At 40.5% G+C, this 24,258-nt stretch carries 28 protein-coding genes; 4 read left to right on the top strand and 24 right to left on the bottom strand.

Annotated elements, in window-relative coordinates:
- Positions 1–99: 99 nt before the first annotated feature.
- The 14 genes from B7705_RS00840 to B7705_RS00775 all read right to left on the bottom strand — a co-directional run bounded on the left by B7705_RS00840 (position 100) and on the right by B7705_RS00775 (position 13,353).
- A complete protein-coding gene (locus B7705_RS00840) occupies positions 100–1,527 on the bottom strand; it encodes a cytosine permease (protein WP_084946914.1) in 1,428 nt (475 codons plus the stop codon).
- A gap of 477 nt (positions 1,528–2,004) precedes the next feature.
- Complete coding sequence (locus B7705_RS00835) at positions 2,005–3,432, bottom strand: cytosine permease (RefSeq protein WP_084946912.1); 1,428 nt, start codon at positions 3,430–3,432, stop codon at positions 2,005–2,007.
- Between the two features lies 1 nt (position 3,433).
- A complete protein-coding gene (locus B7705_RS00830; protein WP_060805305.1) occupies positions 3,434–3,619 on the bottom strand; it encodes a hypothetical protein in 186 nt (61 codons plus the stop codon).
- Between the two features lies 1 nt (position 3,620).
- On the bottom strand, positions 3,621–5,399 hold the full coding sequence (locus B7705_RS00825) for a phosphotransferase (protein WP_084946909.1): 1,779 nt from the start codon (positions 5,397–5,399) through the stop codon (positions 3,621–3,623).
- Between the two features lie 404 nt (positions 5,400–5,803).
- Positions 5,804–6,514, bottom strand: a complete 711-nt coding sequence (locus tag B7705_RS00820) for an ABC transporter ATP-binding protein (RefSeq protein ID WP_000062207.1) — start codon at positions 6,512–6,514, stop codon at positions 5,804–5,806.
- Positions 6,514–7,278 (bottom strand): ABC transporter ATP-binding protein, encoded by a 765-nt coding sequence (locus B7705_RS00815; RefSeq protein ID WP_061418122.1) that lies wholly within the window; start codon positions 7,276–7,278, stop codon positions 6,514–6,516. Before B7705_RS00815 ends, B7705_RS00820 begins: the two co-directional genes overlap by 1 nt.
- Positions 7,278–8,234 (bottom strand): branched-chain amino acid ABC transporter permease, encoded by a 957-nt coding sequence (locus B7705_RS00810; RefSeq protein ID WP_084946908.1) that lies wholly within the window; start codon positions 8,232–8,234, stop codon positions 7,278–7,280. The genes B7705_RS00815 and B7705_RS00810 overlap by 1 nt, the downstream gene beginning before the upstream one ends.
- Before the next feature lie 3 nt (positions 8,235–8,237).
- Positions 8,238–9,107, bottom strand: coding sequence for a branched-chain amino acid ABC transporter permease (locus B7705_RS00805; protein WP_000941414.1), 870 nt, complete (start codon positions 9,105–9,107; stop codon positions 8,238–8,240).
- Between the two features lie 119 nt (positions 9,108–9,226).
- Entirely contained in the window at positions 9,227–10,387 is a 1,161-nt protein-coding gene (locus B7705_RS00800) for an ABC transporter substrate-binding protein (RefSeq protein ID WP_084946905.1), read from the bottom strand.
- 87 nt (positions 10,388–10,474) lie between these two features.
- Positions 10,475–10,744, bottom strand: a complete 270-nt coding sequence (locus B7705_RS00795; RefSeq protein ID WP_084946903.1) for a YlbG family protein — start codon at positions 10,742–10,744, stop codon at positions 10,475–10,477.
- A gap of 78 nt (positions 10,745–10,822) precedes the next feature.
- Entirely contained in the window at positions 10,823–11,413 is a 591-nt protein-coding gene (clpP, locus tag B7705_RS00790; protein WP_000613467.1) for an ATP-dependent Clp protease proteolytic subunit ClpP, read from the bottom strand.
- 178 nt (positions 11,414–11,591) lie between these two features.
- Positions 11,592–12,221, bottom strand: coding sequence for a uracil phosphoribosyltransferase (gene upp, locus B7705_RS00785; RefSeq protein WP_084946900.1), 630 nt, complete (start codon positions 12,219–12,221; stop codon positions 11,592–11,594).
- An 88-nt stretch (positions 12,222–12,309) separates the two neighbouring features.
- Positions 12,310–12,777 carry a deoxycytidylate deaminase gene (locus tag B7705_RS00780; protein ID WP_000136990.1) on the bottom strand — a complete coding sequence of 156 codons (468 nt, stop codon included), beginning with the start codon at positions 12,775–12,777 and terminating at the stop codon, positions 12,310–12,312.
- 18 nt (positions 12,778–12,795) lie between these two features.
- Entirely contained in the window at positions 12,796–13,353 is a 558-nt protein-coding gene (locus B7705_RS00775; RefSeq protein ID WP_084946898.1) for a TetR/AcrR family transcriptional regulator, read from the bottom strand.
- 124 nt (positions 13,354–13,477) lie between these two features.
- Here B7705_RS00775 and B7705_RS00770 point away from each other — a divergent pair, with 124 nt between their 5' ends.
- From B7705_RS00770 to B7705_RS00755, 4 genes are read left to right on the top strand one after another with little or no spacing between them, the layout of a single operon-like run.
- A complete protein-coding gene (locus B7705_RS00770; RefSeq protein ID WP_084946895.1) occupies positions 13,478–14,323 on the top strand; it encodes a DegV family protein in 846 nt (281 codons plus the stop codon).
- Between the two features lie 57 nt (positions 14,324–14,380).
- Positions 14,381–15,562, top strand: coding sequence for a BaiN/RdsA family NAD(P)/FAD-dependent oxidoreductase (locus B7705_RS00765; protein WP_084946892.1), 1,182 nt, complete (start codon positions 14,381–14,383; stop codon positions 15,560–15,562).
- A gap of 13 nt (positions 15,563–15,575) precedes the next feature.
- The gene (locus B7705_RS00760) at positions 15,576–16,097 is read left to right on the top strand and encodes a DUF1697 domain-containing protein (protein WP_084946890.1); all 522 of its coding nucleotides are present in this window, start codon (positions 15,576–15,578) and stop codon (positions 16,095–16,097) included.
- Positions 16,098–16,107: 10 nt separating this feature from the next.
- Positions 16,108–16,563, top strand: coding sequence for an 8-oxo-dGTP diphosphatase (locus B7705_RS00755; protein ID WP_084946887.1), 456 nt, complete (start codon positions 16,108–16,110; stop codon positions 16,561–16,563).
- A gap of 59 nt (positions 16,564–16,622) precedes the next feature.
- Here B7705_RS00755 and B7705_RS00750 read toward each other — a convergent pair whose 3' ends face one another.
- The 10 genes from B7705_RS00750 to greA form a co-directional block, all read right to left on the bottom strand.
- Positions 16,623–17,168 carry a GNAT family N-acetyltransferase gene (locus B7705_RS00750; protein ID WP_084946886.1) on the bottom strand — a complete coding sequence of 182 codons (546 nt, stop codon included), beginning with the start codon at positions 17,166–17,168 and terminating at the stop codon, positions 16,623–16,625.
- Positions 17,169–17,418: 250 nt separating this feature from the next.
- On the bottom strand, positions 17,419–18,243 hold the full coding sequence (gene nadE / locus B7705_RS00745; RefSeq protein WP_084946883.1) for an ammonia-dependent NAD(+) synthetase: 825 nt from the start codon (positions 18,241–18,243) through the stop codon (positions 17,419–17,421).
- Positions 18,240–19,700: a nicotinate phosphoribosyltransferase gene (locus tag B7705_RS00740; protein ID WP_084946881.1), complete on the bottom strand. Its 1,461-nt coding sequence runs from the start codon at positions 19,698–19,700 to the stop codon at positions 18,240–18,242. The genes nadE and B7705_RS00740 overlap by 4 nt, the downstream gene beginning before the upstream one ends.
- A 116-nt stretch (positions 19,701–19,816) precedes the next feature.
- The gene (locus B7705_RS00735; protein ID WP_049484859.1) at positions 19,817–20,305 is read right to left on the bottom strand and encodes a DUF6773 family protein; all 489 of its coding nucleotides are present in this window, start codon (positions 20,303–20,305) and stop codon (positions 19,817–19,819) included.
- Entirely contained in the window at positions 20,295–20,768 is a 474-nt protein-coding gene (locus tag B7705_RS00730; protein ID WP_049484860.1) for a DUF6773 family protein, read from the bottom strand. Before B7705_RS00730 ends, B7705_RS00735 begins: the two co-directional genes overlap by 11 nt.
- Positions 20,758–20,967, bottom strand: coding sequence for a helix-turn-helix transcriptional regulator (locus B7705_RS00725; protein WP_001107501.1), 210 nt, complete (start codon positions 20,965–20,967; stop codon positions 20,758–20,760). Before B7705_RS00725 ends, B7705_RS00730 begins: the two co-directional genes overlap by 11 nt.
- A gap of 150 nt (positions 20,968–21,117) precedes the next feature.
- On the bottom strand, positions 21,118–21,714 hold the full coding sequence (locus tag B7705_RS00720; protein ID WP_084946878.1) for an HAD family hydrolase: 597 nt from the start codon (positions 21,712–21,714) through the stop codon (positions 21,118–21,120).
- A gap of 59 nt (positions 21,715–21,773) precedes the next feature.
- Positions 21,774–22,184, bottom strand: coding sequence for a GNAT family N-acetyltransferase (locus B7705_RS00715; protein ID WP_084946875.1), 411 nt, complete (start codon positions 22,182–22,184; stop codon positions 21,774–21,776).
- 99 nt (positions 22,185–22,283) lie between these two features.
- Positions 22,284–23,648 (bottom strand): amino acid permease, encoded by a 1,365-nt coding sequence (locus B7705_RS00710; RefSeq protein ID WP_162284856.1) that lies wholly within the window; start codon positions 23,646–23,648, stop codon positions 22,284–22,286.
- A gap of 77 nt (positions 23,649–23,725) precedes the next feature.
- A complete protein-coding gene (gene greA / locus B7705_RS00705; protein ID WP_084946873.1) occupies positions 23,726–24,208 on the bottom strand; it encodes a transcription elongation factor GreA in 483 nt (160 codons plus the stop codon).
- Positions 24,209–24,258: the final 50 nt, after the last annotated feature.

Here is a 24,258-nt window from a genome sequence, read left to right as displayed (position 1 = left end):
ATACACTTTCTTACAAAAACTATCAAACGCTTTCATCTCTTTTTCAAGATTTTGTAACATTCAATCACAAAAAAGAGAGAACCAAAGTTCCCTCTATCCTTAAATAGTAACTGAATCTCTATCCTTAATCATATAGCGTTTTAAAGGAGTTAAGCTAGCTAGCCAGTACAATAGACCACCAAAGATCGCAGTAAAGCCACTACCAGTTGTAAGCAGGAACATAGGACTCTGGATATGCTTTGTTATAGGGTTGTAAACAAATAGCACCGCAACTAACAAAGAAATGATTACACAAGATAATCCTACCAGATTAAAGCCATTTGTAAACTCATAGGCGTCATGTCCTTCAAGGAAATAGGCTGAACGCAAATCGAGTTTTCGTTTTCTTAAGATAAAATAGTCAACAACGATCATTCCGATAATGGGTCCTTGAATATAGGCAGCCAGCGAGATGAAGGAACCGAAGTATTCATCCACTCCTCCCCAGATGGTGAGTAGGCTCACATAAACCATGGCAATCCAAACCATTAGTTTATAACTTACTTTGGGCATCCCGCTTTTTACAATCATACAGTTCACGTACGATCCTGTACCCTGAGTTCCAATATTAGCAAAAGCTACCAGTAGTAAACTTAAAAGCGCAAAGGCTGGTGTGCTTAGAGTTGAAAGCATCGTCGTTGGGTCACTTTCATAGACTCCGGTTTTGACAAACATAGCCAAAGCCATCACCCCACCTGTCGCAGCAAAGAATGGCGCAACAACCCCGTATGACAAGGCTGTAGCCCAATAGCCACTACGTTCTGATTTTGCCAAGCGTGGTAAGACAAATGCTTGTGTAGACCAAGAAAAGGCTACGGCCACATTTCCTTCCCCTGACATCATAAAACGTTCAATCGGTGTTAAATTTTCTTGGATGGCAGGTTGGACATTCATAATATCCCTAATCGGAACCGCAACAAAACAGATTCCAACGATGATTAGCCCAACAAATAACAAGGCTACCACTAGAAAGCGATTAGTGCCTTTTATCACCTCAGGACCCCCAAGAGCAATCAGCGTTCCAAGGAGAACACAGAGAGTGCCTAGAATCGGTGCCCATACTCCCTTATCTAAACCAAGTCCAAAATTATTTCCCAAATGAATCATGGAGCTGGCAAAAAGATTGGCGGTAACAGCGTACCAACCAAAATTTGCCAGACTAATCACAGTTGATAGAACAGCCACCCCTTTTCTACCTAGAACAGCTCTCAACCAAATCCATAAATCAATTCCATATTTAACTGCAAACAGAATTGGGAGACATTCAATAAAGACCCAGATAATATTAAAACTAAAAATATTAATCAACATTTGATTAAAGGTCAAATATTGAGCTACATAAGCTCCTTGGGTATAACACCAAGTTGCGATGGCAAAACCACTTGTCGATAAGAAGAGATCCCAGAAAGAATACTGACGATCCTTGTTGGTCATGGGAACGATTCCCGTTATCGTCTCCTGTTGAATGAAGTCATTCATCTTGGACATTTTATTGAATACCTCCTGTAATGGCTAAGATGATCAGAATATGATTGACTAGAATCATATCAATTACTTATGTAAAATAAACTTTTAAGAAAGGGGAGATAAATACACATAGATTAAGGCTTTCATTTTTTAGTTTCACCTACAACTAATTGTTCAAGTTCAATACCAATTCTCATATTGTCAGTCCTCCGACTAAAAATTAATCTTAGTTGACCATACTGCCCACTATAGTGGTACCAAATATAGAAAAACTCACCTAATAGATTTACAGACACTCTCCTGAAATAATCCTCACAAAGGAGTAATAGTATGATGCCCCAAACGTCTGAGCTAGATAGCTGTATTTCGTTTTCATATCTGGAACTTCTTCTAAAGAGATTTCAAGTACCTGTTCAGCCTATTCTACCGTATCAATAAAGATTTTCTAAAGCCTCCAGCAGGGGGCATACTCGAATATTTCTAATCAATCTTCTATTCTTAAATAGTAACTGAGTCCCGATCCTTGATCATATAGCGTTTTAAAGGAGTTAAGCTAGCTAGCCAGTACAATAAACCACCAAAGATCGCAGTAAAGCCACTACCAGTTGTGATTAAAAAGATTGAACTTTGAATTTGTGCAGTTACAGGATTATAAACAAATAGTACCGCTACCAATAAGGAGATAAATACGCAAGATAAGCCAACTAGGTTAAATCCCTTAGTGAATTCATAGGCGTCATGCCCTTCAAGAAAATAGGCTGAGCGCAAATCGAGTTTTCGTTTTCTTAAGATAAAGTAGTCAACAACGATCATTCCGATAATTGGTCCCTGAATATAAGCGGCTAGGGAGATGAAGGATCCGAAATACTCTTCCACTCCTCCCCAGATAGTGAGTAGACTCACGTAAACCATGGCAATCCAAACCATTAGCTTATAACTTACTTTGGGCATCCCGCTTTTTACAATCATACAGTTCACGTACGATCCTGTACCCTGAGTTCCAATATTGGCAAAGGCTACTAGTAGTAGACTTAGGAGTGCAAAGGCTGGAGTGCTTAGAGTTGATAGCATCGTTGTTGGATCACTTTCATAAACACCTGTTTTAACAAACATGGCTAGAGCCATAACTCCACCTGTCGCAACAAAGAATGGCGCAACAACCCCGTATGATAAGGCTGTAGCCCAATAGCCACTGCGTTCTGATTTTGCCAAACGTGGCAAGACCAATGCTTGTGTAGACCAAGAGAAAGCAAAGGCTACATTTCCTTCCCCAGAAAGCATAAAACGTTCTAATGGAGTTAAATCTCCTTGGGTAGCCGGTTGAATGTTCATAATGTCAGTAATAGGAACGGCTACAAAACAGATTCCAACGATAATCAGACCAACAATCAACAGGGCGATGACCAAGAATCGATTGGTCCATTTGATTACTTCTGGACCTCCAAGAGCAATGAGAGTTCCAAGGAGAACACAGAGAGTACCTAAAATCGGTGCCCATACTCCCTTTTCTAAACCAAGTCCAAAATTATTTGCCAAATGGATCATAGAATTGGCAAAAAGGTTAGCCGCAACGGCGTACCAGCCAAAGTTAGCCAAGCTAATAATGGTTGATAGCAAGGCTACGCCTTTTTTTCCGAGGACAGCCCTTAACCAAATCCACAAATCAATCCCATATTTAACCGCAAACAAAATAGGGAGACACTCAATAAAGACCCAAATAATATTAAAACTAAAAATATTTATCAACATTTGATTAAAGGTCAAATATTGAGCCACATAAGCCCCTTGGGTATAACACCAAGTTGCAATGGCAAAACCACTTGTCGACAGGAAGAGATCCCAGAAAGAATACTGACGATCCTTGTTGGTCATGGGAACAATTCCCGTTATCGTCTCCTGTTGAATAAAGTCATTCATCTTAGACATTTTATTGAATACCTCCTGTCATGGCTAGGATAATCAGAATAAGGTTAATTAGAACTAAGACGATGACTATAGTAAAATCACTTTTTAGAAATGGCTGGGCAAACACATAGTTTGGTGATTCCATTTCTTCTAGCCTTCTTTTCGTTTCATTTGCTATTAATTCTTCAATTTCAGATGTCGGCTTCATCTCAATTCTCCTCCAAATATAAATCTAATGCAAGTTTTCCATACTGCTTGGTATAACGATACCAGATATAAAGAAATTCACCTACGGGTTTTCCAACACTTTCTTGGAACAGGGCCCACAAAAACCAATAATATGAAGTTACTGATACATAGGCAAAATAGTGACGTTTGGTTTTCTTATCTGGAACTTCTTGTAGATAGATTTCAAGTACCTTTTCAGCTTCTTCCACTGTATAATTTGAACACCCGATAAAGGTTCCTAAATCTCCTGCTGGATCTCCCATACCAGAATATTCCCAATCAATCAGGCTCATTTCTCCAGCTTCATTCAACAAGAAATTTGGGCTATAAGAATCTCCATGGCAGAGAACCTCTTTCGCTTGTTCTTCTTGTAAAAGCTTCTCGAGAACTGAGACATTCTTATCCAACTCTTCAAGTCCATCAAATTCAAAACGATTGCTGGCCTTTAATTTTTGTCTAAAATCATCAATTCCCTCAAATTGATTAAAGGAATGATCTGTTTTTTCTCCAGATTGGTGCAAGCGTCTCAAGAGCTCCATTGCTTTTGCTACATCATCCCAATTATCATAATCTAGTTGCTTGGCGTTAGGGATAAATTCTGAAATTTTCCAGCCCTCATCCTTGTTCATAGCGACAAAAGTACGGTCAATCTTCAATTTTGCAGCAATTTCCATGGAAGCCGCTTCACTAGCACGATCGATATAATTCTCCGTTCCTCTACCTGGATGACGGTAAACATATTTCTTCCCTAGGCAGTCAAATGAAAACGAAGTGTTGGTTAAACCGTCTTTTAGGGGTTTAATATTGACAATATCTGAAGCTATACATCCTAATGTCTTACAGATGTTATCAATGATTTCCGAATTAGTATTCACCAAATAGTGTTCATCAAACTGACGCAACTCATCTAGTGAATCAAACTCCTTAACAATGTCTGCTGAATAATGCCGAGCTTCCAAAGGAAGTTCCTTGACGTGACGACTATAATAATCTTCCCAGAGCTGTTCGCGATACGGCTCATGTTTAAATTCAGTTTCTAAAATATCTACGAACTTTTCACTAAATGCACGATCAAAATAAACATGCCCTACCATAGCCCAAGTATTCGTCCCACCGATTTGAATATCAATAATCGTGTGATTGGAGTCTTCCTTAGAGCAGTATTCGTCTGTGTCTCCTTCTGCAAATATAGTCGAATAATAACCTCTGTAAATGTATCGCTCAAACGGATTTTCTACAAAATAATTATCCGAAGAGCAGATATAAGTGTTAGAAAGCTGATCTCTGACTAGCATGAGAGAAGAACAGTTGTTGTACTTGTAGTAATCATTATTTACAACGATTTTAACGCCAAACTTCTCAGCAAGATAGAACATTTTTTCTTGCAGATAGCCTACAATAACTGTAATGTCCTCTATCCCAGCTTCTTGCAATTGCTTGATTTCTCTCTCAATCAAACGCTCACCTTTAACTTGAAGCAATCCTTTAGGTAGCTCATAAGACAAAGGAGCAAAGCGGCTACTCATACCTGCAGCCATGATAATGGCATTCTTCACCTGATACGGAGCCAAAGCCTCCTCACCTAAGTCAGTTAAGTGATTTTCCTCACTGATCCACTTCTCTTCTTTACATTCCTTGAGAAGATTATTTACCGTCCCCAAAGCGATGTCTAGCTGTTCAGCCAATTGTCTCTGCGTAAAGTTTTCATCTTTGTGGGTCAACAAAAAACGTAAAAGTTTAAATTGTTTTTCTGATAGCATATCTTCAACCTCTTTGTTCAATATTTTTGTTTATTTAATTATATGATGAACACGTGCTTTTGTCAAGTTAGATTCTATATTAAGAAAACGGGGGCTCAAATCAGGCCTATCAAAATAGTAAGCAAACGAAAAAAGAACCCCAAATTTGGAGCTCTTCAAATTCATATGCCAACTAAAACAATCCACTGGATTGGAGGATTGCTTATGCAATCCTTATCCGCCGACTAAAACAATCCACTGGATCTGATGATTGCTACGCAATCTCTATCTGCCGACTAAAAAGGTCCCCCGGACTATAGGGGAATTGCTGCGCAACTCTCATCCACCGACTAAAACAATCCACTGAATTGGATGATTGCTTGCGCAATCTCCATCCACAACCTAAACTAGTCTCCCAGACTAGTTTAGCCACCTAGGTATGCTTTTCTGACTTCATCTGATGCTGCGAGTTCTTTTCCTGTTCCTGATAGGACAATCTTTCCTGTTTCAAGTACATAACCTCGGTCAGAAATAGCAAGGGCCTTGTTAGCGTTCTGTTCAATTAGGAGAACCGTTGTTCCTTGCTTCTGAATATCTTGAATGATATCAAAAATTTCTTGGATAAAGATAGGAGCAAGTCCCATTGATGGCTCGTCCAAGAGAAGAAGCTTAGGCGTAGACATGAGAGCGCGTCCCATAGCTAGCATCTGCTGTTCACCACCTGAAAGGGTCGCCGCATCTTGGTTTTTGCGCTCTTCCAGACGAGGGAAACGTGAAAAGACTTTTTTCAAGTTGGCTTGATTTTCTTCACGATTTTTCTTTAAAAAGGCTCCCATTTCCAAGTTTTCCATAACAGTCAAGCCTGGAAAAACATGGCGTCCCTCAGGAACTTGTGAAAGGCCACCTGCTACAATTTTTTGAGCTGGCAACTTTTGAATTTCTTTTCCTAAAAACTGAATTTTACCAGCACTTGGACGAACTAAACCTGAAAGGGTGCGAAGAATGGTTGTTTTACCAGCACCATTGGCACCAATCAAGGAAACAACTTCACCTTCATTAACCTCGAAACTTACATCACGAACTGCTTGGATCATACCGTAATGCACAGAGAGGTTTTCAACTTTTAACATAGACATTAGGCTTCACCTCCTAGATAAGCTTCGATAACGCGTTTGTTGTTCTTGATCTCATCTGGAGTCCCATGAGCGATCAACCGACCATATTCAAGAACATAGATACGCTCAGTGACTTCCATAACCAAATTCATGTCATGTTCGATAAGCATGATGGTAATTTTAAATTCATCTTTGATACGACGGATCAATTCTGTCAATTCAGCTGTTTCTTGTGGATTCATCCCAGCTGCAGGCTCATCCAAAAAGAGGATTTTAGGTTCAGTTGCCAGAGCACGAACGATTTCTAATCGACGTTGTTGACCATAGGCAAGATTCTTAGCAAGAGTATCTGCGTCACTATCCAAATCAAAGATCTTCAGCAAGTCCAAAGCTTTGCTTTTTAATTCTTCCTCATTCTTATAGAAAGCAGGTAAGCGTAGAAAGCTCGCAAGGACATGTTGTTTATGATGATTGCTAAATGCAATCAAAACATTTTCCAAAACTGTCAAGTCCTTGAACAAACGAATATTTTGGAAAGTACGACTGAGTCCAAGTGAAGCAATCTTATAAGGAGTTTTCCCATTTAGGAGGTGACCATCTAGTGTCACAGTACCTTCGCTTGGTTCATAAACACCCGTCAAGAGATTGAAAAGGGTTGTTTTACCAGCCCCGTTTGGTCCAATCAAACCAACCAATTCTCCCTCGTTCAATTCAAGAGTGACATCTCCAACAGCTGTTAGACCGCCAAAATGTTTGGTTAACTGTTTAACTTCAAGTAATGCCATTAGTTTTGTCCCTCCTTCTCCGATTTTTTAAAGAAACGTGATAGACTCAATTCCCATGTCCCAAGAAGTCCACCTGGTCTGAAAATCATGACCAATACAAGAGCCAAAGCATAGATGATCATACGTACGCTAGCTACATCTTGAAGGAGCATATTCAAAATTCCTAAAACAATCGCTGAAACGATAGTACCTGTAATAGAACCAAGTCCACCAAATACAACGATAATCAACACGTTGATGGAATTAATAAAGGTGTAATCTTTTGGCACAACAGATCCGATAAAACCAGCCTGAAGTGAGCCAGCAATACTTGCTGTAATGGCACCAAAGACAAAAGCGATAATCTTGATCTTTGTAGTGTTCACCCCAACTGACTCTGCAGCAATCTCATCCTCACGAACAGATAGAGTAGAGCGTCCAATTGGACTACGTAGAAAATTGAGAGTTGCAATAGTTGTGATAATTACAAAAAGATAAACCATCTGCCAGTTGGTAAAGTTTGGAATACCCAAGATACCAGCAGCACCGTTTGTCAAACTACCACCATTAATGATAAAGATACGAATGATTTCTGAAACACCTAGTGTCGCAACAGCCAGGTAGTCACCCTTTAAACGTAGTGTTGGAATTCCAACGAGCAAAGCGACTGCACCAGAAATCAAGGCACCCAAGACCATTGCTCCAAAGAAGGCACCATAGGTTGGTGATTTTGAGCCAATAATCGCTGCTGCATAAGCCCCAATCGCCATAAAACCTGCATGACCGAGTGAGAATTGTCCTGAAAAACCAACGATTAAGTTCAAACCTACTGCAAGGATGATATTAATCCCAATTTGTTCTAAAATTTGGACATGGAATAGATTGAGAACACCAGCAGAAACCAATATGCTAATCAATCCATAACCTGCTAACAGAAGGAATAACCATAGAATATTTACTTTAAGATTTGTCTTCATTGTTTACACCTTCTCTTTCACATTCTTACCAAGGATACCTGCAGGTCGAACAATCAGAATCAAAAGCAAGATTCCATATACGATAGCATCACGGAAATCAGACATACCAAAGGCAGTTGCAAAAGTTTCCAACAAGCCAATCACAAATCCCCCTAGAGCTGCACCAGGAATAATCCCGATACCACCAAGAACGGCCGCGACGAATGATTTCAGACCTGGAGTCACACCCATCAATGGTTCAAGAGAGTTGTAGTAAAGGGCAATGAGGACACCTGCTGCTCCAGCAAGGGCTGAACCCAAAGCAAAGGTAAAACTGATTGTACGATTTACGTTAATTCCCATCAATTGAGCTGCATCGCTATCAACTGATACCGCACGCATGGCTTTCCCCATTTTTGTTTTTTGAACAATCACTTGCAATAAAATCATCAGGAGTAAGGAAACTGCTAGAATCATCAACTGAACATTTGTCAAGCTGATTGGCCCCAAATCATAGCGAACTGTTTGAATAGCTTGAGGAAAGGCACGAGTATTGGCACCGACCAAGTAGACCATTCCATATTCCAGTAGGAAAGACACTCCGATGGCTGTAATCAAAACAGCAATACGTGTAGAGTGTCGCAAAGGACGGTAGGCAAGAAACTCAATCACAACACCAAGTAGTGCAGTTCCTGCCATTGAAATAATCAAAGCTAAAAAGAAATCCATTTGGAAAGAATTAATCAAAAAGTAACCAATAAAGGCACCCATCATATAAATATCACCGTGGGCGAAGTTGATGAGTTTGATAATTCCATAAACCATGGTATAACCCAGGGCCAAAAGTGCATAAACACTACCCAGAATTAGACCATTCACAAGTTGTTGGAGCATAGCATTCACTCTTTTCTATCGTTATTTTTTAGAAAATTTCTCAATTTTCACAAGTTCATAAACACCGAAACAGGGAGTGAGTCAAAGGCTCATTCCCTATTTCAGCTACTATTCTAATGTTATGGTTTTACAACTTCTGCTGCTTCCACTTTACCATTATTCATGGTCATCATGTAAGCAGTTTTCACTGTGTTGTGATCTGCATCAAAGCTCGTTTGACCAGTCACACCATCAAAGTCTTTGGTTTTAGCAAGGTTGTCCTTGATTTCACCTGAGTTTTTAGCACCTTTTGCAGCATTAGCTACTAGGTAAACTGAGTCATAAGCCAAAGCTGAGAATGTTGAAGGTTCTTCGTTGTATTTAGCACGGTAGGCTTCAAGGAAAGATTTAGCTTTTGCAGAAACATCAACTGTAGTTGAGAATCCTGAGATGAAGTAAATGTTTGATGCTCTTTCAGCAGTTGCTTGTTGAACAAATTCTTCACCGTTAAAGCCGTCACCACCAACGATTGGTTTATCAATTCCCATACCACGTGCTTGGTTTACGATTTTACCTGCTTCTGTGTAGTAACCTGGAACAACGATAGCGTCAAACTCTTTCCCTTTCATTTTAGTAAGGGCTGCTTGGAAGTCTGTATCACCTGCTACAAACGTTTCGTCTGCAACAATTTCACCTTTGTAGGCTTCACGGAAAGATTTAGCAATACCTTTAGCATAGTCACTTGCATTGTCCGTATAAAGAACAACCTTCTTAGCGTTCAATTTGTTTGTCACATAGTTTGAAATGATCTTCCCTTGGAAGCTATCTTGGAAAGTTCCGATAAATAGGTAATCTTGACCTTTGGTCAATCCATCTTGAGTCGCACTTGGTGAAATCAATGGAACTCCTGCTTGAGTAGCGTTGGCTACAGCTGCAGCAGTTGCACCAGATGTCGCAGGTCCTACGATAGCTGCAACTTTTGATTGGGTTACAAGGTTCGTTGTAACAGAAGCTGCTTCGGCAGTTTCTGACTTGTTGTCTTTGTCTACAACTTCGATTTGTTTTCCATCGATACCACCTGCAGCATTGATTTCATCAACAGCAAGTTGAGCACCTTTTTGTTCAGAAGTACCATAGGCAGCTACAGCACCTGTTTCTTCAAAGTTAAAACCGATTTTGATAGTCTTTTCGTCTACTGGGTTACCAGTTGTATTTGACGCTCCTGACTTGACCTCTCCACAGGCAGCGAGAAGAGCTACGCTAGCAAGAGCCACAAAAGATAGGGCAAATTTTTTCTTCATTTTTAATCTCCTTATAGTTGTTTCAAAAATAGTATGTTAAGAATATACCGAATTATCAGAAAATTGTCAACACATTTATCTCATTTTTTAAATGATAACGTTTTCCTCAGTGCGATAGAGATTGCCAACAAAGGGAGTTTCTAACTCTTGAATGTGGCAATGTCTTATTTTTTTGATAAATCTTTCCTTACCTAATCTCTCAACTAAGTCATCTAGCTCCTCAGTTGGAACATAGAGCTGCAAGTAACGATGTTTTTTGGAATGGTAACAGATATCACCGTATTCCTGAAGTTTTTTTGCATCTCGATTATAGTAAAGATAGATGATTAATCCTGATCGATTTGTTTTTTCAAACATGAGGGATCCTCTTTCTAAGAAATCTTCCCCTATTATACCAAAAAAAGCAAACTCCGTCGAGTTTGCTTTCTAGGTTGCTTAGCTTAATGAATTGTTGGCCATGATTTCATCAATAAAGCCATATTCAAGAGTTTCTTGGGCGCTCATCCAGTAATCACGTTCAGCATCTGCATGAATTTGCTCAACTGATTTACCAGAGTTATCCGCAAGGATTTGCTCCAATGTCTTACGAGTTTTGAGCAAGTGTTCTGCAGCGATTGCCATATCTGTCTGTTGGGTACCACCACCTGTACCACCCATTGGTTGGTGAATCATGTACTCTGCATTTGGAAGCATGAAGCGTTTGCCTTTTGCACCACTTGATGCAATAACAGTCCCCATAGATGCAGCCATCCCCATAACGATTGTTTGGACATCAGCCTTGATAAAGTTCATGGTATCAACAATTGCCAAACCAGCCGAAACAGAACCTCCAGGTGTGTTGACATAAAGGTAAATATCTTTTGTGCTGTCTTGGGCATCCAAGAAGAGCAACTGGGCAATAACTGAGTTGGCCATATTATCTTCGACTGGCCCAGTTAGCATGATGATGCGGTCTTTCAGAAGACGAGAGTAAATGTCATAGGAACGTTCTCCACGGCTTGTTTGTTCAATAACTACAGGAATCATTCATTTCTCCTTTTAATGTTGAATTTTCTTAGTCATGCGACTCAATACAGAACTATTATATCTTTTTGGTCAAAAAAGGTCAAATTTTTGCTCTATACTATCGACAAAATCAAAAATTCAACCTCCTCGCGAAATTAGAAACATCCTCCAATTTCATCTTTAAGACTCTATCTGAGTCTTATTTCGTACCGAACAAGCGGTCTCCAGCATCTCCGAGACCTGGAACAATATAGCCATGTTCATTCAAGTGTTCGTCCAGAGCTGCTGTAAAGATCTCTACATCTGGGTGTGCTTCTTGAAGAGCTTTCACTCCTTCTGGAGCAGATACTAGGCAGACAAACTTGATATTTGAAGCGCCACGTTTTTTAAGTGAATCTACTGCCAAGATTGCTGAGCCACCTGTTGCCAACATTGGATCAACGACAAAGATTTGACGTTGGTCAATATCCTCAGGCAATTTCACCAAGTATTCAACTGGTTGAAGGGTTTCTTCATCACGGTACATACCAATGTGCCCAACTTTTGCTGCTGGAACCAAGCTCAAGAGTCCATCTACCATCCCGATACCTGCACGCAAGATTGGGACAATCGCCAATTTTTTACCAGCCAATTGTTTTTGAACGGTCTTTGTGATAGGTGTTTCGATTTCCACGTCTTCAAGTGGAAGATCACGAAGTACTTCATATCCCATCAACATTGCAATCTCATCTACTAGCTCACGAAAAGCTTTTGTAGAAGTGTCTGTACGTCGCAAGATTGACAATTTGTGTTGAATGAGTGGATGATTAATGACTTCAATTTTTCCCATTTTCTGAGTTCCTTCTTTCAATTTATTCTTCTTATTATATCAAAAAACGGTTTAAAAAGCTTTCTAAACCATTTATTTTTATTAAATTCTAAATCAAATCTGCCTCTTGGAGAGCTGTCTGAACAGTCTCTAATGGTAAATGGGTCAACTCGGTGCCTTTTTCGTGATAAAGGTACTGGGCATAGTCATCCATTCGGTACTGGTTGATATAAACCACGCGCTTGCAACCAACTTGTAGCAGTTGTTTGGTACAGTTGAGACAAGGAAAATGGGTCACATAGGCTGTAAAACCTCTTGGAACACCTCGTTCAGCCCCTTGTAAGATGGCATTGACCTCAGCGTGAAGGGTTCGGACACAGTGACCTTCAATGACCAGACATTCGTGATCGATACAGTGCTCCGTTCCTGATACAGAACCATTGTAGCCTGTTGAAATGACTTTATTGTCCTTAACGAGGACAGCTCCCACCTTGGCACGTTTGCAGGTCGAACGATTGGCAATCAGTAAGGCCTGGGCTGCAAAGTACTCATCCCAAGCCAGTCTTTTTTCTGTCATAATTCTTCTCCTTATCCCCTATTTTTTGAAAAATGGCAAGCGTAAATCTGCAATCTTTTCAGCTGGAACCTTCATTCCATCCTTGATCCATTTGAGCAGAACCGATACGATGGCAGAGCTCCAAAAGGAATGAAGGTAGCTGCTAACGCCTTTTGACTTTCCGTGGTATTTTTCCAAAAATTCCTGCATGGCTTGGACAAAAATCTTTTCTAAGTGGTAGTCCAGAGCAAGTTGGATAACCTTGGCTTCTTTCTTGGCTGCTCGAAAAAGATGCACCCAGACCAGATAAAGATCGGTTTTGACATCGTAGTGGCTCAACTGTTCCATAATGTTATGGACACTGCGTTTAAAGACACTTTCTAAAATCGCTTCCTTGGAGTCATAATTGCGATAAAAGGCAGCGCGTGAGACACCGGCCCGCTTGACCAACTCTGAGATACTAATCTTAGCCAAGTCTTTTTTCTCCAGAAGTTGCAAAAGAGCCGTCTCGATTGCTTCTCTGGTTAAAAAATTGGATTCTTGATTTGATTTTCTGAGATTTTCAAGAGATTTTTCAGATATTTTACGTTCAGACATAACAATTTCTTTCTACTTGTGACAACAGAGAGGTGGTACTTTTGTTTCAAGGGCTTTCATGATATAATTGTAAAAAAAGACAGAACCTTTGTCAATGTATAAGTGACAAAGATGGAGAATTTCTATGACTTGGAAGATTGTAGCTGACTCTGGTTGTGATTATCGTCAACTAGCAACTCCTGCTATTGATACTGAATTCATCAGTGTACCATTAACCATTCAAGTAGCTGATCAGGTCTTTATCGATGATGCCACTCTCGACATTGATCACATGATGGAAACCATGTATGCGACTTCTGAGGCTTCAAAATCAGCTTGCCCTAGCCCTGATGATTACTTGCGTGCATTTGAAGGTGCTAAGCATATCTTTGTCGTTACCATCACTGGTACCCTTTCTGGTAGCCATAACAGTGCACAACTCGCTAAAAATATCTACCTCGAAGAACACCCTGACACTCAGATTCATGTGATTGATAGTTTATCTGCAGGTGGGGAAGTTGACTTGATTGTCGAAAAAATCAATGACTTGATTGACCAAGGACTTTCTCATGAGGAAGTTGTTGAAGCTATTACAGCCTACCAAGAAAAAACGAAGTTGCTCTTTGTTCTTGCTAAAGTTGATAACTTGGTCAAAAATGGTCGTTTGAGTAAGCTTATCGGTGCAGTTGTTGGCCTTCTCAACATCCGTATGGTTGGGGAAGCAAGTGAAACTGGAACCCTAGAGCTTCTTCAAAAAGCTCGTGGAGCAAAAAAATCCCTTCAAGCAGCCTATGAAGAACTCATCAAAGCTGGTTATGCTGGTGGTCGTATCGTCATGGCACACCGCAGCAATGAAAAATTCTGTCAGCAATTGTCAGAACGCTTGCTGGAAACATTCCCACAAGCCAATATCAAAATCGTTCCAACATCTGGCCTCTGTAGTTTTTATGCAGAAGATGGCGGTTTGTTGATGGGATATGAAATCAACTAAGATCATTAGCAACAAGAGATACCAAGCATCTCTTGTTTTTTGTGGTACAATAGAGCTATGAAACATTTTGATACTATTGTCATCGGTGGAGGGCCTGCTGGCATGATGGCTACGATTTCCAGTAGCTTTTATGGTCAGAAAACCCTTCTCATCGAAAAAAATCGGAAACTCGGAAAAAAATTAGCTGGTACTGGTGGTGGCCGTTGCAATGTAACTAACAATGGAACTCTAGATGACCTACTAGCTGGCATCCCTGGAAATGGACGCTTTCTATATAGTGTCTTTTCCCAGTTTGATAACCATGATATCATCAACTTTTTCACCGAAAACGGTGTTAAACTAAAGATTGAGAACCATGGCCGCGTCTTTCCTGCCAGTGACAAGTCTCGGACCATTATTGAGGCGCTGGAGAAGAAAATCACTGAACTTGGTGGGCAAATTGCTACTCAAACAGAAATTGTTTCGGTTAAAAAGATAGACGACCAGTTTGTCCTTAAATCCGCAGACCAAAGCTTCACTTGTGATAAACTGATTGTCACAACAGGTGGTAAATCTTATCCTTCGACTGGTTCGACTGGTTTTGGTCACGAGATTGCCCGTCATTTTAAGCACACCATTACAGAGCTTGAAGCCGCCGAAAGTCCATTATTGACGGATTTCCCACATAAGGCCTTGCAGGGAATTTCCCTAGATGACGTGACTCTAAGCTATGGCAAGCATGTCATCACCCATGACCTCCTCTTTACCCACTTTGGTTTGTCAGGCCCTGCTGCTCTACGTATGTCTAGCTTTGTCAAGGGTGGTGAGATCCTCTCACTGGATGTCTTGCCTCAACTTTCTGAGAAGGACTTAGCTGCATTTCTAGAAGAAAATCGGGAAAAATCCTTGAAAAATGCTTTAAAAACTTTGCTTCCAGAACGTTTGGCAGAATTTTTGGTGCAAGGCTATCCTGACAAAGTCAAACAGCTGACTGAGAAAGAACGGGAACAACTTCTCCAGTCCATCAAGGCCCTCAAAATCCCTGTCACTGACAAAATGTCTCTGGCTAAGTCCTTCGTCACCAAAGGAGGCGTCAGTCTTAAGGAAATCAATCCTAAAACCCTTGAAAGTAAGCTAGTCTCTGGGCTCCACTTTGCTGGCGAGGTACTGGATATCAATGCCCACACGGGTGGGTTTAACATCACTTCTGCCCTCTGTACCGGCTGGGTGGCAGGCTCAAATCCAATAAATACCAAATAAGAAAGGAAGTCCTTTGGAACATATTATTTTACTAAGAGGCGTTACTCCCAATGGAAAAAATGCTATCCCAAAAATGTCTTATTTGGTAAATATTTTGACAGAAGCTGGTTTTCAACACGTTCGAACCTATATTCAAAGTGGGAATATCATTCTTGAAAGTGACTTAGATTTAGAAGAAATACGAGAACGCATTCATACTCTAATAAAGGAAAAAATTGGAGCTGACTTAAAAATGGTTATCAAGAATAAGGACGATTTTGAAAAGATTGTTCAAGAGAACTCATTTAGAGAAGACTATCTTCATGATCGTGTGCATGTGATCCTTTATCAAGGATTTATCCAAAGTCTGCCATTAGAAAATTTGAAAGCTGACTACGGTGAGGAAGAAATTTGTGTAGGCGATCACTGTCTCTACCTCTATCTCCCTAGAACTGCAAAACGAAAAAAGCTCAATACCAACTATCTTGAAAAACTTTTTGGCGTGGATTTGACCATGCGAAAGTTAAACGTCGTGGAAAAGTTACTAACAAAATAGGAAAAACAATATGAACAGACGAGAATTAGTCGAATTTGTCAACATGTGCATGATTAAAAACGGAAACAAAGTTCTAGTTCAAAATCGAGTTAGTCCCGACTGGCCCGGCATCACTTTTCCTGGTGGTCATGTAGAGCGTGGGGAATCTTTTACCGATGCAGTTATCAGAGAAGTCAAGGAAGAAACTGGACTAACCATATCCAAACCTCAACTTTGTGGTATCAAAGACTGGTACGATGACGAGGATTACCGCTATGTCGTCCTCTTTTACAAGACAGAACACTTTACTGGTGAACTCCAGTCTTCAGACGAAGGTACTGTTTGGTGGGAAGAATTTGAAAATCTGTCTCATCTGAAACTTGCAACTGAGGATATGTCAGACATGCTGCGTGTTTTTTTAGAAGACGATTTAAGTGAATTCTTTTACTACAAAGACGGTGACGACTGGCTTTATGAGTTAAAATAAAAGAACAGAAAAAAATGACCTGAGCTTCAAAAGTTAAATTTTGAAGCTCAGGTCATTTCTTAGTCCTTTTTAATCTGATAATAAATAAGGTCCGCAACGTAGTCTTTTCTCTCCACACCATTGGTAATGGTTTTTAGATAAGACATTCCCGCCTTCTCCATGACACGACCCGAAGCTGGATTAAGACTGGCATATCGTGCTCTGACCTTTTGAAAGCCTGCTTGAGTAAAACAAAAGTCTAACACAGCTTTCAAGGCCTCCGTCATCATACCACGACCCCAATAATTTTTTCCTAAAATATAGCCAATTTCACAACTTAAATCTTTTTCGTGTATTTCAACGATGCTGATATCTCCTATCACTTGCCCTGGGTTTTCTTTGAGGCAAATGGCCCATTTGTAATAGTTGGGATTGGTATAGGATGCAACCCAATTTCGAATCGAGTTTCGAGTCACCTCAAGATTCGGATGGGGATCCCAGGTGACATAGGTCAAATTCTCAGCAGATGAAGCCCAATTTTGAAACATGGCTTCTGCATCACTCTCCACAAATCTTCTCAAAATCAAACGTTCTGTCTGTAACATTTGCGTACCGATTGCTTTCATAATGTTACCTCGCTTTCTCAGCTTAAGACAAGGAGCTAAAAAAGTCCACTGGGCCTTCTTCGTTTTCTTATTTCTAAACTCAGGGTAAAAAGACTATACTCAGTAACAGCTAGAAAACAAGTTTTTCATCTAGTTACTTGACGCAGTCGCTGTCTGGTTTGAAATGCGCTTTACCAAGCTTTTTCAAACCTAGTCATCGTTGCGGGGGTGAGACAACGAAATCGAACTCTTCGTGTTACCGATTTCTGTCTCACTCCCAAAAGTCATCAAATACGGTGATTGGTAGGTGGCGTTTGTGTTGGCCTTTGTGCCACCAGTTTTCGATAGTCGCTTGGGCTTCTGGACTAACTTGCTTTCCTTCGAGGTAGTCATCAATTTCATTGTAAGTGACTCCCAAGGCTACTTCGTCAGCAAGTCCAGGTTTGTCTTCTTCTAGGTCTGCTGTTGGGATTTTTTCATAAAGGGCTGGGTCTGCACCAAGCTCCTTCAAGAGTTGTTTTCCTTGGCGTTTATTGAGGCGGTAAAGAGGGAGAATATCCGCACCACCGTCACCAAACTTGGTAAAGAAACCTGTGATATTTTCCGCAGCATGGTCTGTTCCAATGACAGCTCCGCTATGGGCACCTGCAAGGGCATATTGGGCAATCATACGACTACGAGCCTTGATATTTCCCTTGTTAAAGTCTGAAACAGGACTTCCTGTCGCTTCAACTGCAGCTGTCATGGCATCAGCTGATTCCTTGATATTCACAACCAAGCTAATATCTGGCTGGATGAAAGCGAGAGCTTTTTGAGCGTCTGCTTCATCAGTTTGCACGCCATATGGCAGGCGGACAGCGATAAATCGGTAGCTGTCATCTCCTGTCTCTGCTCGCATTTCTTCCATCGCTAATTGCGCCAAGCGCCCTGCCAAGGTTGAGTCTTGTCCTCCAGAAATCCCTAGTACAAAGGTTTTAAGGAAGGGATGTTTCTTCAAGTATCTTTTTAAGAAGTCAATTGAACGACGGATTTCTTCCTGGGCATCAATCACTGGTTTGACGCCCAGTTGCAGGATAATGGTCTCTTGCAAACTCATTCTTCTTCTCCTTCACCAAGGGCTTCTTTGCGCATCTTATCAATCAAGTCCATCTTGTCTTGCCAAATATCACGCGCCAAGTCCACTGGATAATGTTGCGGATTGAGTACCCGTTTATACTCATCCCAAAGCTTGTCAAATTCCTTACGTGCATAGGCCTGAATCTCAGTCAAACTAGGCAAGCTATAAACTAATGTTCCTTCTTTGAAAATATCCACCAAGAGAGGAACGGCATCAAAATTACGAACGGTTTTTTTGATGTAAGTATAAGTTGGATGGAACATCTTGATTTCTGTCATGCCACTCACATCCACACCATCATAAGTAATGTAGTCACCTTCTGACTTGCCTTTTTCACGACTGGTAATGCGCCATACCTGCTTCTTACCTGGCGTAGACACTTTTTCCGCATTATTAGACAGTTTGATAGTATTGCGCATCTGACCATTTTCATCTTCGATCGCAACAATCTTATAAACTGCCCCAAGAGCTGGCTGATCATAAGCTGTAATCAGCTTGGTTCCCACGCCCCAGACATCAATCTTGGCCTTTTGCATCTTGAGGTTGAGGATGGTATTTTCATCTAGGTCATTAGAAGCATAAATCTTAGCCTCTGTAAATCCAGCCTCGTCCAATTGCTGACGGACTTTCTTGGAAATGTAGGCAATATCCCCAGAGTCAATCCGCACACCCATAAAGTTAATCTGATCACCCAGTTCACGCGCCACCTGAATAGCAGCTGGCACACCGATGCGAAGGGTGTCATAAGTATCTACTAAAAAGACACAGTCACGGTGGGTTGCCGCATAGGCCTTGAAGGCTTCATAGTCGTTTCCATAAACCTGTACCAAGGCATGGGCATGAGTCCCCAAGACAGGAATGTCAAAGAGTTTACCCGCACGCACGTTGCTGGTTCCATTGGCACCACCAATCACCGCTGCGCGTGTTCCCCAGATAGCTGCATCCATTTCTTGCGCACGACGTGTCCCGAACTCCATCAAGGGTTCATCTTCAATGACTGAACGAATACGTGCTGCCTTGGTCGCTATCAAGGTTTGAAAGTTAACGATGTTCAAGAGAGCCGTTTCGACCAATTGACATTGGGCAAGAGGGCCTTCCACCTGTACAATCGGTTCATTGGCAAAGACCAAGTCCCCTTCCTGAGCAGAACGAACCGTCAACTCCAACTTGAAATTGCGGAGGTAGTCTAAGAACGCCCCATGATAGCCAAGCGACTCCAAGTAGGCGATATCGCTGTCTGAAAAGCGCAAGTCTTTAAGATAATGTACAATTCTTTCCAAACCAGCAAAAACTGCATAGCCGTTCTGAAAAGGTTGCTGGCGGAAATAAACTTCAAAGACCGCCTTTTTATTGTGAATCCCTTGGTCAAAGTAAACTTGCATCATGTTGATCTGGTACAAGTCCGTGTGCAATGTCAAACTATCATCTGGATACATCTGTTTTCCTTCTTCCTACTTTACAAGGGTATGAAAGTATCCTACCACTTTCACACCGTCCGATAAATTAGTACTATTATAACACATTTTACCAAGATTGATAAAAAGCTAACAAGCTATTCTCCATTCTCCAGTTCATCCATATCTTTCTCAAACTTTTTCTGAGCCCATTCGCCATAACTTTTAAGGCCGAGATTGCCGATAAAAACCCAAGGAAGGTAAATCAGATAAGTAATGACCCAAGCAGACAAGTATTTAACGTTCAGAGGATTGTGCTGATAAATTTCGATATTGAATTGATAATTCTGCAACATCAAAAGAGTCGTAATAGCGAGAGTTACCAGCAAACACCCTACAATCGTAAAATGAAAACGACTATAGTAGGTCACTCCAAGTTGTCGTGCACGATTGAAAAAGAAGAAAATTCCTAAAAGAAGAGTAACCAGAAGAATATCAGGATTAAAAAGAGCAGGTGCTAATACAGCCACCAAATAACTTAGCAGAATGAGCCCGATAAACATATAAAAAGTCTCTGTCCCAGCTTTGTTAAACAGTTGTTCTTCTCTTTCGTCTAATAATTGATAATAAAAAAATCTATTTTTCATCTTCTTCCTCCCAAACTTGCTGATTTCTGCGATTCAAGTATAGGATAACTCTATCCATAGAAAAACTCCCAACAAGATAGATGATAACTGCTAGAAGCACTTTTAGGGAGTACTTCCAAGTCAATAGATTGACCAATTCCTCGCGATTGCCTACGATATCAATCAATAAAATCACTATAGAAAATCCCAAAGCAGATAAAATTCTTTCTTTTCCAGTATTCTCAACAATATCTCGAATATCAATTCCTACATACATGCGGCGAATAATGGCATACAAACCGACTCCAATCAATAAAAGTAATTCTGGTAAATAGGACAAAAGTGTTAAATTGAAAATATAAACTTTGGCAAAAATTTCCAGTGCCAAAAATAGGCACATTCCCAAGAGAATTTCTCCTGAAATCTTTCCGTCTAATTTTTCCGTACGTTCATCTTTGATCACGAGTTTTTTTCTATTTTTCATCTTCTTCCTCCCAAAATAATTGATCTAAAGTTTTGCCTAAGCATCTGCAAATGGACTGGCAAAGGGAGAGACTAGGATTGTATTTCCCTGCTTCTATCAAGCCTATAGTCTGCCTAGTAACACCCACAGCTTCTGCCAAATCACCCTGTGTCATATCAAGCTCCACACGAGCTAGTTTTAACTTTAAATTTTTAGCCACTTGTTTCCTCCTTATAATTTTTAAAAAGTTGCGCTCCTTTTCTCAAATACATTATACCATATATCTAACTTAATGCAATATATAAATGTCATTTTGTAAGATTTTATTAACAAAAAAACTCTCTACCACAGAAAATAGAGAGTTTTGAATTTAAATATAGGATTTCAAAATATCGACGACATCACTTCTTTTCTTGACCTGATAGGCCTTGATGCCCAATTTCTCAGCTGCGTTTGTATTGTCCTCAATATCGTCTAGAAAGACACAATGTGTAGGATCTAACTGGTATTTGTCGAGAATATCCTTAAACATTGTCAAATCCGGCTTTATAGCTTTTATATCACAGGATAGGACAAAGCCATCTAAAAGTTCTTTTAAAGGAGACAGTTGCTCTTTCAGCAAGTCATAAAATACCTTTGAGGTATTGGACAAGACAAAGATGCGATGGCCCTTTTTCTTTAGTTCTGACAAGACAGGAAAGACTTCCGTGTAAATATCAATGTAGCTAGGCCAGCTCCAGATAACTTCTTCGACCTTCTTTTGATAGGTACTTCCAATCATCGACACAACTTCTAGTACTAATTCTTGTCTCGTCATGGTACCAAGATCTAATCTTTCCCAAAGTCCCGACTGAAAAATGGTCTTATCTAAAATCAGATAATCCTTCTTCGAACCCGAAACGCCTTGCAAAATCTTATCCTTGTTCCATTCTAATAAGACGTTGCCCATATCTAGTATGATGTCCATTAGCCCACCTCCATAATTATGTGAAGATTTCCTCTCTGCTTTATGCCTTCATGTTTACCTTACAAATCCTTTTGGTAATAGTATCTTTGTCCTGTATAGGGATAGTCTTGCAAGGTAAAGACTTCCTTGTAGCCATGCCTTTTATAAAAATCTGGTGCTTGAAACTGACAAGTATTCACAAAAGCAAAACAACAGTTTCGATGCTTAGCTTCACTTTCTGCCTGTTGCAATAGTTTTGAACCAATTCCCTGTCCTCGCGATTCCTCTTTCACAAACAAATACTCGATTTCCAACCAATTTCCGAAAGTCTCTGCTACTAAACCTGCCATAAGATTGCCCTTTTCGTCTTCGACATAAATATTCAGTGGCTCGCTTTCAGCCTCTTCTCTTTTGGAACGATTATAAGCACGAATCAGATTTCCTATTTCTTGCGCTTTCTGGGACGCTTTATTTTCCAATCTAAAGTGCATCCAAACCTCCTTCGAACTGTTACAGCTTGATTATAATCTTATTTCAATAGACTGTCAAACTAAAAAGAACTCACCAAGCAAAGTTGATGAGTTCATGATTTATTTCCTAAATTTCCACTGGCTATAAATTCCGAAACCGATAATCCAGATAGCAGAACCAACTGCCCCCATGAAGGTAGACTCTTGTAAAAAGAGGGTTGCAAAGACAAAGATGAAAAAGAGGATGGTTAGGGGATTGAGCAAGCGATACTGAGGCATGAGGTAGCCATCCGCCATGAAGTCTTGTGACTTGCGGTATTTGAGATGAGCCACCATGATCAAGATATAAATCGCGATGTAAACACCCGATGAGGACGCCGTAATCAAAGCAAAAGCATCTGAAACGCCTGGCAAAACATTGATAAAGGCAGCCAGAGCAATCAAGATTGCTGAGGCAATAATGGCATTTTGCGGAACATTATGACGAGAAAGAGTATCTGCCTTGATCGCTTTTAAAAAGCGATTGGGTGAATCATGGGCAATCTGGTAGAGGTGTCGCCCTGTTGAATAGAGGGTTGAATTAAGAGCAGATGCTGCCGACGTCAAAACAACGAAGTTAATCAGAGCTGCCGCCCACTTGATACCTGCTAGCTCAAAAACCGTTACAAATGGTGAATCTGAAGAAGCAAGTTCTTTCCAGGGAATGATAGACATAATGGCTAATAGGGCTCCACCATAGAAGAAGACAATTCGGAGAGGAATTTCTTTAACTGCTTTTGGCAAAACCTGACGAGGATTCTTTGTTTCAGAAGTTGTCACTCCGATAAACTCAATCATCAGATAGGCAAAAAATACCATTTGAAAGGCCATGACAAAGTTCATAACACCGTTTGGAAAAAGAGAGAACTGGTCGCTGATATTTGCCAAACTTGCAACACCATGAGGTGTCTCAAATCCTGTCAAAACCATAAAGGCTCCCGTTGCAATCATAGCTAAAATAGCCACAATTTTAACCATAGCAAACCAAAACTCGACTTCTCCAAAGAGCTTAACCGCAATCAGATTGACCAAGGCCAAAATCGTTAAAAAGACAATCTGAATCAGCCAACTAGGCCAGCTAGGAAACCAAAACTGAACATAATGCGAGATCGCAGTGATTTCTGCCATACCGATAAAGACGACAGATAACCAATAAGACCAAACTGAGAAATAGCCCCAACCTTTACCCAAATGACGGGTGATAAAGTTGATAAAGGTATGTTGTTCTGGATCCTGATACAGCATCTCCCCAACAGCCCTCATCATCAAAAACATAAAGGCTCCTGTAATCATATAAATCAGGATGATAGAAGGGCCTGTCAGGCTGATAGAGCGACCGGCACCTAGGAAAAGACCTGTTCCGATTGTTCCCGCAATAGCCATCACCTGAACATGGCGATTGGTTAGACCACGTTCCATCTTATTTTTTTTCTTATTTTCACTCATATAGTCTCCTATTTTATTCAAAAAACCAAAAAGGAGTTGAGCAAGTCAAAGCCTCTACTACTCCTTTTTCATTCTATTTAGGCTGTTTTTTCAACCTTTAAGATTTTGACATCATAGCTACCAACTGGTGTCTCGATGGTCGCTGTATCACCAGTCTTCTTGCCGATCAAGGCTTGTCCAATCGGGCTCTCATTTGAAATCTTACCAGCAAAAGCATCTGCACCTGCAGAACCGACGATGATATAGACCTCTTCGTCATCTTCCCCGATTTCTTGGATCGTTACAGTCTTACCGATAGCCACTTCATCTTGGGCAACTGCATCGCTATTAACGATTTCAGCATAGCGGATTTTTGTTTCTAGACTTGAAATTTGTCCTTCAACAAAAGCTTGCTCATCCTTAGCTGCTTCGTACTCGCTGTTCTCTGAAAGGTCTCCATATGAACGAGCAATTTTGATACGTTCTACCACTTCAGGACGACGAACGAGTTTCAACTCCTCTAATTCTTTTTCTAGTTTTTCCTTTTCTTCAAGGGTCATTGGGTAAGTTTTTTCTGCCATTTTTCTCAACTTTCTTTTCTTAATTTGTTTTTAAAACAAAATTATGTGGA

Origin of the sequence: Streptococcus oralis subsp. dentisani (assembly GCF_002096685.1) — a bacterium.
Taxonomy (GTDB): domain Bacteria; phylum Bacillota; class Bacilli; order Lactobacillales; family Streptococcaceae; genus Streptococcus; species Streptococcus oralis_AD.
Note: the sequence above shows the minus strand (reverse complement) of the source record. Positions and strands in the feature narration are given on the sequence as shown.

Coding starts and splice junctions, on each gene's coding strand:
- B7705_RS00840 (WP_084946914.1), bottom strand. CDS start 1,527: ATGTCCAAGATGAATGACTTCATTCAACAGGAGACGATAACGGGAATC.
- B7705_RS00835 (WP_084946912.1), bottom strand. CDS start 3,432: ATGTCTAAGATGAATGACTTTATTCAACAGGAGACGATAACGGGAATT.
- B7705_RS00830 (WP_060805305.1), bottom strand. CDS start 3,619: ATGAAGCCGACATCTGAAATTGAAGAATTAATAGCAAATGAAACGAAA.
- B7705_RS00825 (WP_084946909.1), bottom strand. CDS start 5,399: ATGCTATCAGAAAAACAATTTAAACTTTTACGTTTTTTGTTGACCCAC.
- B7705_RS00820 (WP_000062207.1), bottom strand. CDS start 6,514: ATGTCTATGTTAAAAGTTGAAAACCTCTCTGTGCATTACGGTATGATC.
- B7705_RS00815 (WP_061418122.1), bottom strand. CDS start 7,278: ATGGCATTACTTGAAGTTAAACAGTTAACCAAACATTTTGGCGGTCTA.
- B7705_RS00810 (WP_084946908.1), bottom strand. CDS start 8,234: ATGAAGACAAATCTTAAAGTAAATATTCTATGGTTATTCCTTCTGTTA.
- B7705_RS00805 (WP_000941414.1), bottom strand. CDS start 9,107: ATGCTCCAACAACTTGTGAATGGTCTAATTCTGGGTAGTGTTTATGCA.
- B7705_RS00800 (WP_084946905.1), bottom strand. CDS start 10,387: ATGAAGAAAAAATTTGCCCTATCTTTTGTGGCTCTTGCTAGCGTAGCT.
- B7705_RS00795 (WP_084946903.1), bottom strand. CDS start 10,744: ATGTTTGAAAAAACAAATCGATCAGGATTAATCATCTATCTTTACTAT.
- clpP (WP_000613467.1), bottom strand. CDS start 11,413: ATGATTCCTGTAGTTATTGAACAAACAAGCCGTGGAGAACGTTCCTAT.
- upp (WP_084946900.1), bottom strand. CDS start 12,221: ATGGGAAAAATTGAAGTCATTAATCATCCACTCATTCAACACAAATTG.
- B7705_RS00780 (WP_000136990.1), bottom strand. CDS start 12,777: ATGACAGAAAAAAGACTGGCTTGGGATGAGTACTTTGCAGCCCAGGCC.
- B7705_RS00775 (WP_084946898.1), bottom strand. CDS start 13,353: ATGTCTGAACGTAAAATATCTGAAAAATCTCTTGAAAATCTCAGAAAA.
- B7705_RS00770 (WP_084946895.1), top strand. CDS start 13,478: ATGACTTGGAAGATTGTAGCTGACTCTGGTTGTGATTATCGTCAACTA.
- B7705_RS00765 (WP_084946892.1), top strand. CDS start 14,381: ATGAAACATTTTGATACTATTGTCATCGGTGGAGGGCCTGCTGGCATG.
- B7705_RS00755 (WP_084946887.1), top strand. CDS start 16,108: ATGAACAGACGAGAATTAGTCGAATTTGTCAACATGTGCATGATTAAA.
- B7705_RS00750 (WP_084946886.1), bottom strand. CDS start 17,168: ATGAAAGCAATCGGTACGCAAATGTTACAGACAGAACGTTTGATTTTG.
- nadE (WP_084946883.1), bottom strand. CDS start 18,243: ATGAGTTTGCAAGAGACCATTATCCTGCAACTGGGCGTCAAACCAGTG.
- B7705_RS00740 (WP_084946881.1), bottom strand. CDS start 19,700: ATGTATCCAGATGATAGTTTGACATTGCACACGGACTTGTACCAGATC.
- B7705_RS00735 (WP_049484859.1), bottom strand. CDS start 20,305: ATGAAAAATAGATTTTTTTATTATCAATTATTAGACGAAAGAGAAGAA.
- B7705_RS00730 (WP_049484860.1), bottom strand. CDS start 20,768: ATGAAAAATAGAAAAAAACTCGTGATCAAAGATGAACGTACGGAAAAA.
- B7705_RS00720 (WP_084946878.1), bottom strand. CDS start 21,714: ATGGACATCATACTAGATATGGGCAACGTCTTATTAGAATGGAACAAG.
- B7705_RS00715 (WP_084946875.1), bottom strand. CDS start 22,184: ATGCACTTTAGATTGGAAAATAAAGCGTCCCAGAAAGCGCAAGAAATA.
- B7705_RS00710 (WP_162284856.1), bottom strand. CDS start 23,648: ATGAGTGAAAATAAGAAAAAAAATAAGATGGAACGTGGTCTAACCAAT.
- greA (WP_084946873.1), bottom strand. CDS start 24,208: ATGGCAGAAAAAACTTACCCAATGACCCTTGAAGAAAAGGAAAAACTA.